Source organism: Ensifer sp. ENS03 (assembly GCF_014852035.1).
GTDB classification, from domain to species: Bacteria; Pseudomonadota; Alphaproteobacteria; order Rhizobiales; family Rhizobiaceae; genus Ensifer; species Ensifer adhaerens.
Window position 1 is genome coordinate 837,926 of sequence record NZ_JACVAV010000001.1, and the last position, 12,856, is coordinate 850,781.

Below are 12,856 nucleotides of genomic sequence, written 5' to 3' on the forward strand. Positions count from 1 at the left end.
TCAGCCCAAGCCTGTTGCTGCATCGCCGCGCGCCGCGCGAAACGGCGCGTCGTCAACCGTCGGCGCGCAGCACTTTATCGGGGTTCATGATGCCTGCGGGATCGAACGCGTGCTTGATGCGTTGCATCAGCTCGATTTCGATCGGCGCCCGGACCTCGGCGAGTTCGTCGCGCTTCAACTGGCCGATGCCGTGCTCGGCGGAGATCGAGCCGTTGTAGCTGAGAACGATGCCGTGGACGATGGCGTTGATTTCGCGCCAGCGGTCGAGGAAGGCCTGCTTGTCAGCGCCGACTGGCTGCGAAATGTTGTAGTGGATGTTGCCGTCGCCCATGTGGCCGAAGGAGCAGATGCGGGCGCCGGGGATCGCTTTCACGACGGCGGCATCCGCCTCCTTCATGAAGGCCGGAATGCTGGAGACGGGCACGGAGACATCGTGCTTGATCGAGCCGCCCTCGGGCTTTTGTGCCGGCGACATGCTCTCGCGCATGTGCCACAGCGCCTTCGCCTGTGTCTCGTTGGCGGCAATCACGGCATTCTCGACGAGGCCGGCCGCATATCCCTGCTCCAGCAGATCCTGCACCATCCGTTCCGCGCTTTCGGCGCTATCGGACGTCGAGATATCGATCAGCGCGTACCAGGGATGGACCGTTTCCATCGGATCACGAACGCCGGGGATGTGCTTGGTGGTGAATTCGACGCCGAGCCGCGGCATCAGCTCGAAGCCGGTCAACGCCGGCCCGCAAAGGCTGGACGCCTTTTCGAACAGAGCGAGCGCATGCTCGACGCTGCCGACTCCGGCAAAGGCGACCTGATGCCCGAGCGGCTTCGGGAAAAGCTTGAGCACGGCGCCGGTGATCACGCCGAGCGTGCCCTCGGCACCGATGAAGAGATCGCGCAGGTCGTAACCGGTATTGTCCTTCTTCAACCGGCGCAGCCCGTCCCAGATTTCGCCGGTCGGCAGCACCACTTCGAGGCCGAGGCAGAGCTGGCGCATATTGCCATAGGCAAGCACGGCGGTGCCGCCCGCATTGGTGGAGAGATTGCCGCCGATGCGGGCTGAACCTTCCGAGCCGAGCGACAGTGGGAACAGGCGATTGTGCTCGTCCGCCGCCTTCTGGATATCGGCGAGGATACAGCCGGCATCGGCGACGATGACATTGCCGACCGGATCGATGTCGCGAATGCGGTTCAGCCGTTCCAGCGAAAGAACGATGTCTGCCTTGCCCTCCCGCGGGATCTGCCCGGCGACATGGCCGGTGTTACCGCCCTGCGGCACGATCGCCGTGCGGGTGGCGCTCGCGAGCTTCATGATGCGCGAGACCTCGTCGACGTTGGCCGGACGCAGGACCATCGGCGTCGTGCCGAGGTAGAGTCCGCGCGATTCGACGAGATAGCGCGCCTTGTCGGCTTCGTCCGTCAGCACGTTGGTGTTGCCGACGATCTCGGCGAAGGAAGCGATGAGTTCGGGAGAGGGAAGGGTGGTCATGGGCCTCACTTCGCATTGCGCCTGCGCGCGCTATCGGATCGGTCGATCTGAGGATCTGGTCCTCGGTTCCTGGTTGGCGGCGATCATAACCGCAATTGGTGCCGTTCGATGAGGGTGGGTGCGGAGAAGATGCCGCACACTATCTTACCCTCGTGGTGCCGCCGCCCGTTGCAACCGGTCGACGATGGCTTCCCCCAACCCGTCCGAAGGGATCGGCCCGAAGGCGATGGTCTCTGCGCCGCTGGCATCCGCCCGCTTCATATAGTCGAAGAGATTGGCGGCGGCTTCGCGCAGATTGCCAGTCGGGCTGAGATCGAGAACGACGGCCGCCTGCTCTTCGCCGGCGATCCGATTGCCGCCGAAACGGATCAAGGCTTCGCCCGCATGCACCTCGGCGGCATCGAGCCGGACGGCAGCGCCGGGCGCGTAGTGCGAGGCGAGCATGCCCGGCGCCTCGATCGTCGCTCCCGCCGTCTCCGGCCGGGTCACCGGACGACCAAGCAGGCGTTCGATCTCGGCGGCATCGAGGCCACCCGGCCGAAGCAGCCGGATCTCGTCGCCGTCTACCTTGATGATCGTCGATTCAAGGCCGATTTGGGCCTGGCCGGCGTCGAGGATAAGTTTCAGTTTGTCGCCGAGATCGGCTTCCACATGGACCGCACTGGTCGGGCTGATCTTGCCCGACGTATTGGCGCTGGGTGCGGCCAGTGGTCGCCCGAAGTGGGCGATTACCCGGCGGGAAAAACCGTCGGGCATGCGGATGCCGAGCGTGTCGAGGCCGGCGGACGCCAGCGCATGAACCGTGCTGTCGGCGCGCTGCCGAAGGATCAGCGTCAGCGGGCCGGGCCAGAAGGCTTCGGCCAGCTGCCTCGAAATCGGATCGAAATGCACATGGGCTTCGGCCATCGCCATGTCGGAAACATGCGAGATCAGCGGATTGAAGCGCGGGCGCCCCTTCATCTCGTAGATGCGACTGATCGCATCGGGATTGGTAGCGTCGGCGGCAAGGCCGTAGACGGTCTCGGTCGGAATGGCGACCGGCTCGCCTTCGGCAAGAACGGCGCAGGCGCGCGCGATCGCGCGGTCCGGTTCTCTATCCGTGTCGATGATCTCAGCCATGCCGTTTCCTTTCCGACGCTTCCTTAACGGACGCACCGGAAAAACAGAACGATTTTCTTTGAAGGAACCGGTTCGGCTCAGAGGCTGCGAATGATGCGACGCAACGCGTCATCCTTGGCGCCAAGCATCAGTACGTTTTTCAGCGCGACCTTGGGATCATCCGTGCGAAACAGCAGCCCGTTGTCACGAAAGTTGCGGTTGATGACCATTTGCCCGGCTTGGGCGCCCGGTTCGATGGCGACGGCGAAGTACATGCGTGAATAGCCGGGCTGGATACTCTCGAAAAAATGCGTCTCGTCGCCCAGGTTGCAGAAGAAGTTGGCGAAGTAGAAGGACCAGGTGATGTCCTTGGAGGGAGTAACCGGTGTACGCGCCGCCGTCACGTGACAGTAGCCGAGATGCGGCCGGCCGACGAGCGTGCGGTGGAAGATCATCTTCGGGAACTGGATCGAGGTGTGGAACCCGTTGATCCGCTTATGGGTCGTGTCGCCGGCGGTGCTGAGCTTCTTGCCCGTCCTGTCTGCGACTTCCTCATAGCTCAAATACCGGCGTTCGCTCGGCAACCATTGCCTGCGGTTGATCCGGCCCGTGCGCAGGAATTCGGTATGAACCGCCACCTTCGGCGGGATTGTCGGCAGCTTCTCGGCTGCCGCGTCGTAGTATCTCAACTTTGCCATGATCGTCAGCGCGCCATCTGCCTGCCTGCAGGACCTCTCTCGTCCGCCGGCTAGGCTAGCGGCTCATGGTTAATGAATGATTTCGTCCTGGCTGCATCATTAGCGTTCTCTATCTGACGCGATGTCGCAAACGGGCGAAGCCCTCCCGCATCTGCGCCGACCGCGCCGCAAAAGTCGGCAAATGCCCAAGATGTGATCTATCTATATGTTTGCAATGTAAAAATTCTAAGACGGTGGCCTTTTGTGGCGGTTTTTTCCGTGTCGTCATTCTGGAATTGGATGTCGCTATCGGGCAGCTGCCAAGGCGACTTCCGCGATTACATATCCTTACTCAAGGTGCCGTCTTCGAAGGGAAGATGGAGAATTGGGAAGCCGGTCAAATCCCGGCGCTGCCCCCGCAACGGTGGTGGAGCGAAAGCCTCGGCAAAGGCCACTGGACGGTTCGTCCGGGAAGGCGCCGGGCAGGTCCGAAAGGACGGCTCCTGAGCCCGGAAACCAGCCTTGACGGACATAACCGTAACGGGTTGCGGCGGGCAGCCGGATCGGAGCCTCAAACGCATGGGTGTGCGCCCGTGCGGGTTCCTGTCCTGCCTCTCCGAAACATGGCGCATGAGGACAGGACATGGACACCAGAAACGATATGCTTCGAAAGCTGAAGGGCAGGCGGGACGGCTACAGCCTCGACCGGGCCTTTTACATCGATCCCGACTACTACAGGCAGGATCTGGAAAACATCTGGTACAAGGATTGGCTGTTCATCGGCCATGACTGCGAGATCCCGCGGGCCGGCAATTACTTCACCGTCCAGGTCGGCGACTACCCCGTTGTCATCACCCGCGACCGCCAGGGCGCCATCCGGGCGCTGCACAATTCCTGCCGCCACCGCGGCTCGCGCGTCTGCACGCAGGCGAAAGGCTCGTCGGCAAAGCTTGTCTGTCCCTATCACCAGTGGACCTACGAACTCGACGGCTCGCTGCTCTTCGCCCGGCAGATGGGAGAGGATTTCGACAAGGCCGCCCACAGTCTGAAGCCGATCCATTGCGAAACGGTCGGCGGCTACATCTTCATCAACCTGTCGGAAAAGCCGATGGATTTCACGGCGTTCCGCGACATGGCCTTGCCCTATCTCGCGCCGCATCGGCTCGGCGAAACCAAGGTCGCGTTCGAAAGCACCATCATCGAGAAGGGCAACTGGAAGCTCGTCTGGGAAAACAACCGCGAATGCTACCATTGCGCCGCCAATCATCCGGAACTCTGCCGCACCTATCCTGAGGCGCCGACGGCGACCGGGGTGCAGGGCGCCAAGGATGATCCTGTGATCGCCGAACATTGGGCGAAGTGCGAGGCCGAGGGCCTGCCGAGCGAATTTAAGATGTCGCCGACCGGTCAGTTCCGCGCCGCCCGCATGCCGCTTGTCGACAATGCCGAAAGCTACACCATGTCGGGCGCCCGCGCCGTCAGGCGGGCCCTGTCCGCCGACGTCTCCCAGAGCCAGATCGGCACGCTCTTGATGTTCCACTATCCCACCACCTGGAACCATGTGCTCGCCGACCACGCCATCACCTTCCGGGTGCTGCCGCTCGGGCCCGAACTGACGCAGGTGACGACGAAGTGGCTCGTCAACAAGGATGCGGTCGAAGGCGTCGACTACAATCTAGAAGAACTGACGCATGTCTGGACCGAGACCAACGATCAGGACCGTCAGATCGTCGAGGAAAATGCCTTCGGCATCCGCTCACCGGCCTATGAGCCCGGTCCCTATTCGCCCGAGCACGAGGGTGGCGTGATGCAGTTCGTCGAGTGGTACTGCAAGTTCATGGAGCAGCGCCTTGCCGGCGACGCGGCTCCGCTTTCAAGGGTCGCCTGACATGCAGATGGCCTCTTCGTTTCACCATTTCGACGCGCTGCATGTCTGGATCGACCGGCAGCAGATGCTCGAATGCACATCGGCGGTCGTCGAGACCGCCGATGTCATGACCTTCACCTTCCGGGCCGAAAAGCCCGCCTGGTTTCGCTATCTGCCCGGGCAATTCGTGACCCTCGAACTGCCCGTCGCCGACGAGCCAGTGATGCGCACCTACACCCTGTCGTCGACGCCCTCGCGGCCGCTGTCGATCGCCGTGACCGTCAAGGCGCAGTCAGACAGCATCGGCACCCGCTGGATGTTCGAGCACCTGAAGCCCGGAATGAAACTCCGCGCCTTTGGCCCGCTCGGCGATTTCAGCTTCGTCCGCCATCCCGGCGACAAATACCTGTTTATCTCGGCCGGCTCCGGCATCACGCCGATGATGTCGATGACGCGCTGGATGGCGGACTGCGTGCCGGAGACGGATGTGACCTTCATCTCCTGCGCGCGTCGTCCGGAGGACCTGCTGTTCCGTTCGGAGCTGGAGGTTCTGGCGACGCAGATGTCCGGGCTGAACCTCGGCTTCATCGTCGAGGGACATGAGGCACGCCACGGCTGGCACGGGCTTCGCGGCCGCATTGATGGCGCCAAGCTGCCGCTGCTTGCGCCCGATTTCATGGACCGCACCGTTTTCTGCTGCGGCCCCGAACCGTTCATGCGCGGCGTGCGCGAGATGCTGAAATCGGCCGGTTTCGACATGGGCCGCTACCACGAGGAGAGCTTCCAGCCGGCCGCCGCACCTGCGGCGGAAGAGATTGCCGTGCGCGCCGGCGCCGGTGACGAGGGCGAGGTCCAGGCCGCCAAGATCGCCTTCACCATGAGCGGCAAGGAGATCGAGGCCAAGCCCGGCCAGACGATCCTGCAGGCGGCGCGCGCCAACGGCGTGCGCATCGGCGCTGCCTGCGAAGGCGGCATCTGCGGTACCTGCCGGGTGATGAAGGTCTCAGGCGAGGTGGATATGAGCCACAATGGCGGCATTCTCGACGACGAGATCGATGAGGGCTACATCCTCGCCTGCTGCTCACGACCGCTCGGAGACGTCCAGATCGAAGCTTGAAGGCTTTTATGATGTCGCGCAAAAGTGTGCAGCGGTTTTGCGGCAACGACATGCATAACAACAAGCGCTTAATGCCTGTCGCGTGAATGCTTTTTCAAGCGAGAGGCTTTAGGGCGCGTTGCAGGGGATCGGATTTGCGGAAACGCTTGCCGGGGCGTCGGTGCCGGCCTCCGTCTTGGAGCAGGCGCCCTGGGCGGCCTGATTGCCGGCGATCGCCACCTGCAGGGCACGGTCCTGGCGGGCGAAATCGATCGAGCCGGTCACCAGCATGTCGACGCCGCTGCCGGCGCCGCTCGTAGCGTCAGCGCGGCTCACGAGCAGCGGCTCGCTAAACATCGCAGTCGCCCTTGCCACCGCCAGCATGCCCGTTCCCCGCTCGGCTTGGGCGACGAGCATCAGCGGCAGTGGCTTTTCCGGCAGCAAGGCGCCCTGTGCCCAGATCGCTTTCAGCGCCGGCGGCGACATTGCCGCCACATTCACGTCGATGTCGTCAAGCGTTCCCGGCACGCGGTAGGGGCAGCGGCGCTTGCCGCAGTTGATGCCCGAGGAGAACTGCCACAGCGCGTAACTGTCCCAGTTGCCCATCGGGAAAACCTGGCGGATATCCGGTTTGTAACGGGCGTACCAGAGCGGCAGGCGCGACAGCAGCCGGTGTTTGGCCCGGTGCGCGGCGATGTATTTGGCGGTGATGTGGTTGGTATAGAGGATCGGGTAGCGCCCGGTCCGGGTCTTGATGTGCCCGGCGAAGATGGCGGCGTCCTCCAGCGACATGTACTTGTCCGGATCGATGCCCTCGAGATCGAGCACCATCAGCTCGTCGTCGCGCGGATCGGCGTAATCGAGGAAATGGTTCGCCTGGTCGACGGGATTGCCCGGGCGGGCAAGATGGTAGGCACCCCACAGCAGCCCATGCGAACGGGCAATCATCCGGCGGGTCTGGTAGAGCTCGCGGCTGACGGCGTATTTGCGCCACATGGTCTTGCAGTGGTTGAAGGTGTCGCCGTTGTGGTCGCCGGTGCAGGAGAAGCTTTCGGGCAGGCCGTCGGAGGCTTTGGCGATGAAACCGGAAACGCGCTTGTCGCCAAGCATCGTTTCCCAGTCGATGCTGTTCATCTCATAGGCGTCGACGATGATGGCATTCGACTTGGTCTTCCAGGGTTCCAGTTCACCGGCGCGTGCGATCGCCGCCGCGAAAGCCAGACCGATGAAGGTCGCGAGGCGCAGAATCATCCCTGTCGTGGAGATACACCGCTTTGCCATTCTCTGAGATTGCCGACAGTATCGTTAACGCATCGTAAATCCCAGCCCCCGAGCGGACTGTGCGGGAGCGACGCGCGAATGTATACCGACCTGTGGCTGTATATAAGCAATTGCTTTCATGTTCGCGATCTGACGATCAGCCGGGAAGGCGTTGGTCGACGATGCGGCAATGCCTTGCTGCAGCAACGGGTGCTGGCCGCGCCACCTGATCCCGCAGGAGGCGGAAGATGGAACAAAACCGGTGACTTATGCGTTATCGGTCGATTTCGGATTTCCCGGCTGAGGGACATCCCCGTATCGGCCTCGGTCCGGGTGAAATCATGGAAAGGTTGAAATGCCGCGGCAACCCGAAACCGGGCCGCGCAAAATGCGTTCGGTGATGGAGGGATTTTATGAAGAACGTGCTGAAGTCCGGGATGAGCCGGTGGTTTTCCGTGGCCGTTGCGGTGGCTGTGCTGGCGACGTCGGCCGCCCCGTCGCAGGCCTTCACGCCGACACCGCCGCGCCTTGAGCGGCAGAGCGATGCACAGAACGTCCAGTATCGCCGACCGGGCATGGAGCGTCGTGGCGGCTATTACTACTACAACGGCTACCGCGGTTATAACTACCGCCGCCCTGGCTATCGCTACTACAATGGCTGGTGGTATCCGATGGCAGCCTTCGGCACCGGAGTGATTATCGGTGGAGCGATCGCCCAGCCGCCGCGCTACACGCGTCCTGCCCCCGTCTATGGCAGCCGCCATGTGCAGTGGTGCTATGACCGCTACCGCTCATACCGGGCCTACGACAATACCTATCAGCCCTATGGCGGCCCGCGCCGCCAGTGCTATTCGCCCTATGGTTAAAGGGTAGGCAGGGCCGAGCGCTTCCGCTCCTGGCCCTTTTTCGCCTGGGATCACATGAGGCCGCCATAGCTGCGAGCGATGCGCCTGGCCGATGATCGCGCCGTGCCTGGCGAAAACTTGTCCTGCAGTGGCTAAAGTTCTTGGGCGAGCCCGATGAGCAGCCCCTCGGGACCGCGGATATAGCAAAGCCGATAGGCGTCCTTATACTGGACCACTTCGCCGACCAACTGCGCGCCGCGTTTGCGGAGCCGCTCAACCGTCTCGTCGACGTCGTCGACCGCGAACATGACGCGGAGGTAGCCAAGCGCATTGACCGGGGCAGTCCGGTGATCGGCGACGACCGGTGGTGCGAGGAAGCGGGAAAGCTCGAGCCTGCTGTGGCCATCCGGCGTGCGCATCATGGCAATTTCGACATGCTGATCGCCGAGCCCGGTGACACGCCCGGCCCATTCCCCGTCGATCGTCGCCCGCCCTTCGAGCTCAAGGCCAAGTTCGCGGAAGAAATCGACCGTCTCTTCGAGGTCTTCGACGACGATGCCTATGTTGTCCATTCGCTTGAGCGCCATGTTTCCAATCTCCACGGTCTACGGGGACGTCGCTCCAAACAACACCGAACGCCTGGGGAGAGTTCCGACCGGCGTCTTAGAGAATGCCGATCCGCCGGAGAATCCACCAGGCAAAGCCCATGGAGAGTGCGATGAACAGCGCCGCATAGAGCGTGCCGGTGCCGTCGGCGAAGGGCAGCGCCCCGGTGTTCATGCCGAAGAAGCCGGTGACGAGCGTCGGCGGCAGGAGGAAGGCGGTCATCAGCGACAGGATGTAAAGATGCCGATTGGTCTCCGACGAGATCTTGCTGTCGATCTCTTCATGCAGCAGACGCGCGCGTTCCTGCAGCGCGAAGACGTCGCGGTCGACCGCTTCGAGCCGGTCGGAAAGCCGCTCGGCGGCGTCGATGAACCCGGGCGGTACCTCGTCCTCATCCGATGCGCCCGCCCGCCTGAGCAAGGCGAGGATCGTGCGAAGGTGCCGATGCAGCCGCACCACCGTGCGCCGCAGCGGCGCAAGCCCCGGCTGCTGCCGATGCCCAGCCTCGCCATAAACATGGTCCTCGATGACGTTCAGATCCTCGGTCAGTTCCAGAACCAGCGAGATCAGCGTGCGCTGGAATTCGACGACGATCATCTCGAAGAGGTCGATCGGCCGTGCGCATTTCGTGCTCTTTTCCACCGCTGCCTTGACGCGGTCGATGCTGCGCAAAGGATGCAGGCGGGTGGTGATGATGATGCGGTCGCTGACGGCGAAGTGCAGCCAGCCGATCGTCTTCGTCACCGCGTCGAAGGTGCGCTCGAAATCGACGAGCGTGCCGTGCACGATATCGTCCGAAACGGTGATGGCCGCCTGGGTGTCGTGGCTCGTCAGCGTGGCGACTGCGAGCGGCGGCAGGTTGCCGATCCGCTCGATGAGCGCAGGCGTTCGCGCGTCCGAGAGCGCGAGGTGAACCCACACCCATCCTTCCCCGGATAGCAGGCTGTCGATCGAGGCGTCGGTGGCGATCCGCTGGCAGCGGCTTTCGCCCGGCAGGAAACGATAGGCCCAGACGATGCCGGGTATTTCAGGGGAAATCAGGTTCATCTGAACGCCTTGTCCAGGGTCCGCTGCCTGTTCCGATCCATCGTTGGCAACGGGAGGGAGGAACACGCAGCCATTCAAAGTGCTAAAGTGACAGTCGCGCGTCCAGCGACGACGCGCGGCACTATCTGTCTTGGCTTCTATGCGCCGTTGATGACAGTTTTGTTACGGGCGGCCGTAGCCCGATGTTCGGGAAGCCGACGGCAATTGACGTTGACGTTTACGTAAAAATCAATAGTGTTCGGCGCACGAGGCCGCGCCCGGCGCGACCTGGCTATCTGGGAGGATCATCATGTACAAGGCACCCGTCGACGAGATCGCATTCACGCTGAAGCACGTGGCAGGCATGGGCGATGCGCTGCAATCGGGCGCGCTGGGTGATCTCGGTGAAGACCTGGTCGATGCCATCCTTTCGGAGGCCGGTCGGTTCGCGACGGAAGAGGTGGCGCCGCTTGGCAACATCGGCGACAAGCAGGGGTCGCGCCTCGTCGAAGGCAAGGTCGAGACCCCAGACGGTTGGCGCGATCTCTACCACAACTGGATCGCCGGCGGCTGGAACGGGCTGACGGCCCCGGAAGACTTCGGCGGCCAGAACCTGCCGCATATGCTGCACGTCGCCGCCATGGAAATGTGGAACGCCGGCTCCATGGCCTTCGCGCTTGGCCCGACGCTCACCATGGGCGCCGTCGAGGCGCTGGAAAAGCACGGTTCCGATGAGCTCAAGGCCACCTATCTGCCGAAGATGGTCTCCGGCGAATGGACCGGCACGATGAACTTGACCGAGCCGCATGCCGGCTCCGACCTCGGTGTGCTCAAGGCCCGCGCTGAGCGCCGCGACGACGGCACTTACCGCATCTTCGGCCAGAAGATCTTCATCACCTGGGGCGAACACGACTTCACCGACAACATCGTCCATCTGGTGCTGGCGCGCCTTCCGGACGCGCCGGCCGGCACCCGCGGCATCTCGCTGTTCCTCGTGCCGAAATTCCTGGTCAACGCGGACGGTTCGCTCGGCGAGCGCAACGATCTCTTCTGCCATTCGCTCGAACACAAGCTCGGCATCCATGGATCGCCGACCTGCACGATGATCTATGGCGACGGCAAGTTCGGCGCTGAAAAGGGCGCGATCGGCTATCTGATCGGCGAGGAGAACCGCGGCCTCGCCTGCATGTTCACGATGATGAACAACGCCCGCCTGGCCGTCGGCATGCAGGGTGTGGCCATTGCCGACGCCGCGACGCAGAAGGCGATCGCCTTTGCCAAGGAGCGCACCCAGGGTAAGGCGCCTGGCTGGACGGGGCAGGGCATGAGCCCGATCATCGAGCACCCGGATGTTGCCCGCATGCTCCTGACGATGAAGGCGCTGACGCAGGGCTCGCGCGCGATTTCCTACGCCTGCGCCCACGCCGTCGACATGGGGCATGCAGCCGAAGGCGAAAAGGCGAAGTTCTGGCAGGAACGCTCCAGCCTGCTGACGCCGATCGCCAAGTCCTTCTCGACCGACGCCGGCGTCGATGTCGCCTCGATGGGTATCCAGGTGCATGGTGGCATGGGCTTTATCGAGGAAACGGGTGCTGCCCGCTATCTGCGCGACGCCCGCATCGCGCCGATCTACGAGGGTACCAACGGCATCCAGGCGATCGACCTCGTCACCCGCAAGCTGCCGCTTTCCGATGGCGGCCACGTGCGTGGCTTCATTGCCGAGTTGCGCGAGATCGCCGCGGCAGTTCGTGCCTCGAACCGCGACGGTTTTGGCGAGACGGCTGCACGCCTCGATGCGGCGCTGGACGATCTTTCGGCCGCGACCGAGTGGCTGATTGCGGCGGTTGCCGGCGGCAAGCTCACAGAAGCACTCGCCGGCGCCACCGCCTACCAGCGCCTCTTCGGCCTGGCGCTGACCGGCGCCTATCTCGCCAAGGGTGGTCTGGCGGAAGTCAGCGATGGCAAGGATGATCAGCGCATCGCGCTCTGCCGCTTCACCGCCGAAAACCTGCTGGCCGAGACTGCCGCGCTGAAAGACCGTGTCGTCAACGGTGCCGACAGCCTCGCCGTCGCTCGCGCTGTTCTGGCCTGAAAGGACCCATCATGACCGACCACGTGCTCATCGAACGGCCGGAAGCCCACCCCGGCGTCCAGGTGATCCGCTTCAACCGGCCGGAAAAGAAAAACGCCATCACGCGCGACATGTACGCGAAGATGATCAATGCGCTGACGGTCGCTTCTACCGATCCGGCCGTGCGCGCCACCGCCTTTCTCGGCACCGATGGTTGCTTCTCCGCCGGCAACGACATGGCCGACTTCCTCGCCTTCGCCATGGGCGGTTCCATGGGCATGGAGGTGATCGAGTTCCTGAAGGTGCTCGCGACCGCAACGAAGCCTGTCGTTTCGGGCGTCGACGGTCTCGCGATCGGCATCGGCACGACGATCCATCTGCATTGCGACCTGACGATTGCGTCCGAGCGCTCGGTCTTCAAGACGCCCTTCGTCGACCTGGCGCTGGTGCCGGAAGCGGCCTCCAGCCTGATCGCGCCGCGCATCATGGGTCACCAGCGGGCCTTCGCGCTGCTTGCTGCCGGCGAACCGCTCACCGCAGGCGAGGCCGTGGACGCGGGACTTATCTGGAAGATTGTCGGCGCGGACGCGGTCGAGAGCGAAACCCTGGCGCTTGCTGGCCGGCTCGCCAAGAAGCCGCCGGAGGCGCTTCGCATCGCCCGCGATCTCGTCCGTGGCGACCGCAGCGACGTGCTGGCGCGTATCGACGAAGAGGCGAAGCACTTCGCCGCGCAATTGAAGAGTGCCGAGGCGCGGGCCGCCTTCGAGGCCTTCATGCGCCGCTAAACCAGTTTGGATTTGTGATGGGTGAGACGGGTGCCGCTG

11 protein-coding genes, 1 pseudogene and 1 riboswitch are annotated in these 12,856 nt (G+C 63.4%); of the genes and pseudogenes, 6 read left to right on the top strand and 6 right to left on the bottom strand.

What is annotated here, in order from left to right; genetic code table 11:
* Positions 1-52: 52 nt before the first annotated feature.
* The 3 genes from IB263_RS04060 to IB263_RS04070 all read right to left on the bottom strand — a co-directional run bounded on the left by IB263_RS04060 (position 53) and on the right by IB263_RS04070 (position 3,282).
* The gene (locus IB263_RS04060; protein WP_112975850.1) at positions 53-1,486 is read right to left on the bottom strand and encodes an FAD-binding oxidoreductase; all 1,434 of its coding nucleotides are present in this window, start codon (positions 1,484-1,486) and stop codon (positions 53-55) included.
* 144 nt (positions 1,487-1,630) lie between these two features.
* Positions 1,631-2,605 (bottom strand): L-threonylcarbamoyladenylate synthase, encoded by a 975-nt coding sequence (locus tag IB263_RS04065; protein WP_113080278.1) that lies wholly within the window; start codon positions 2,603-2,605, stop codon positions 1,631-1,633.
* Between the two features lie 77 nt (positions 2,606-2,682).
* The gene (locus tag IB263_RS04070; RefSeq protein ID WP_113554640.1) at positions 2,683-3,282 is read right to left on the bottom strand and encodes a DUF6656 family protein; all 600 of its coding nucleotides are present in this window, start codon (positions 3,280-3,282) and stop codon (positions 2,683-2,685) included.
* 317 nt (positions 3,283-3,599) lie between these two features.
* Positions 3,600-3,801: riboswitch (cobalamin riboswitch) on the top strand.
* Positions 3,802-3,904: 103 nt separating this feature from the next.
* On the opposite strand from IB263_RS04070, the gene IB263_RS04075 reads away from it, so the two are divergent.
* Positions 3,905-5,149: an aromatic ring-hydroxylating dioxygenase subunit alpha gene (locus IB263_RS04075; RefSeq protein ID WP_060516342.1), complete on the top strand. Its 1,245-nt coding sequence runs from the start codon at positions 3,905-3,907 to the stop codon at positions 5,147-5,149.
* Position 5,150: 1 nt separating this feature from the next.
* Positions 5,151-6,245, top strand: a complete 1,095-nt coding sequence (locus tag IB263_RS04080; protein ID WP_034801131.1) for a hybrid-cluster NAD(P)-dependent oxidoreductase — start codon at positions 5,151-5,153, stop codon at positions 6,243-6,245.
* Between the two features lie 249 nt (positions 6,246-6,494).
* On the opposite strand, the pseudogene IB263_RS04085 reads toward IB263_RS04080, so the two are convergent.
* Positions 6,495-7,505 (bottom strand): annotated as a pseudogene (locus tag IB263_RS04085) (glycoside hydrolase family 25 protein); the annotation flags it as partial.
* A 78-nt stretch (positions 7,506-7,583) separates the two neighbouring features.
* Between IB263_RS04085 and IB263_RS04090 the strand changes: the two are divergent.
* Positions 7,584-7,838 carry a hypothetical protein gene (locus IB263_RS04090; RefSeq protein ID WP_143034205.1) on the top strand — a complete coding sequence of 85 codons (255 nt, stop codon included), beginning with the start codon at positions 7,584-7,586 and terminating at the stop codon, positions 7,836-7,838.
* Positions 7,839-7,921: 83 nt separating this feature from the next.
* Complete coding sequence (locus IB263_RS04095) at positions 7,922-8,350, top strand: BA14K family protein (RefSeq protein ID WP_034801454.1); 429 nt, start codon at positions 7,922-7,924, stop codon at positions 8,348-8,350.
* 131 nt (positions 8,351-8,481) lie between these two features.
* Here IB263_RS04095 and IB263_RS04100 read toward each other — a convergent pair whose 3' ends face one another.
* Together IB263_RS04100 and IB263_RS04105 are read right to left on the bottom strand one after the other, a co-directional pair.
* Entirely contained in the window at positions 8,482-8,916 is a 435-nt protein-coding gene (locus IB263_RS04100) for a VOC family protein (RefSeq protein WP_090294832.1), read from the bottom strand.
* Between the two features lie 76 nt (positions 8,917-8,992).
* On the bottom strand, positions 8,993-9,982 hold the full coding sequence (locus IB263_RS04105) for a transporter (RefSeq protein WP_034801135.1): 990 nt from the start codon (positions 9,980-9,982) through the stop codon (positions 8,993-8,995).
* 289 nt (positions 9,983-10,271) lie between these two features.
* Between IB263_RS04105 and IB263_RS04110 the strand changes: the two genes are divergently transcribed.
* Together IB263_RS04110 and IB263_RS04115 are read left to right on the top strand one after the other, a co-directional pair.
* Positions 10,272-12,053 (top strand): acyl-CoA dehydrogenase, encoded by a 1,782-nt coding sequence (locus tag IB263_RS04110; protein WP_113504163.1) that lies wholly within the window; start codon positions 10,272-10,274, stop codon positions 12,051-12,053.
* A gap of 11 nt (positions 12,054-12,064) precedes the next feature.
* Positions 12,065-12,817, top strand: coding sequence for a crotonase/enoyl-CoA hydratase family protein (locus tag IB263_RS04115; RefSeq protein ID WP_134886197.1), 753 nt, complete (start codon positions 12,065-12,067; stop codon positions 12,815-12,817).
* Positions 12,818-12,856 lie beyond the last annotated feature (39 nt).

Coding starts and splice junctions, on each gene's coding strand:
- IB263_RS04060 (WP_112975850.1), bottom strand. CDS start 1,486: ATGACCACCCTTCCCTCTCCCGAACTCATCGCTTCCTTCGCCGAGATC.
- IB263_RS04065 (WP_113080278.1), bottom strand. CDS start 2,605: ATGGCTGAGATCATCGACACGGATAGAGAACCGGACCGCGCGATCGCG.
- IB263_RS04070 (WP_113554640.1), bottom strand. CDS start 3,282: ATGGCAAAGTTGAGATACTACGACGCGGCAGCCGAGAAGCTGCCGACA.
- IB263_RS04075 (WP_060516342.1), top strand. CDS start 3,905: ATGGACACCAGAAACGATATGCTTCGAAAGCTGAAGGGCAGGCGGGAC.
- IB263_RS04080 (WP_034801131.1), top strand. CDS start 5,151: ATGCAGATGGCCTCTTCGTTTCACCATTTCGACGCGCTGCATGTCTGG.
- IB263_RS04090 (WP_143034205.1), top strand. CDS start 7,584: ATGTATACCGACCTGTGGCTGTATATAAGCAATTGCTTTCATGTTCGC.
- IB263_RS04095 (WP_034801454.1), top strand. CDS start 7,922: ATGAGCCGGTGGTTTTCCGTGGCCGTTGCGGTGGCTGTGCTGGCGACG.
- IB263_RS04100 (WP_090294832.1), bottom strand. CDS start 8,916: ATGGCGCTCAAGCGAATGGACAACATAGGCATCGTCGTCGAAGACCTC.
- IB263_RS04105 (WP_034801135.1), bottom strand. CDS start 9,982: ATGAACCTGATTTCCCCTGAAATACCCGGCATCGTCTGGGCCTATCGT.
- IB263_RS04110 (WP_113504163.1), top strand. CDS start 10,272: ATGTACAAGGCACCCGTCGACGAGATCGCATTCACGCTGAAGCACGTG.
- IB263_RS04115 (WP_134886197.1), top strand. CDS start 12,065: ATGACCGACCACGTGCTCATCGAACGGCCGGAAGCCCACCCCGGCGTC.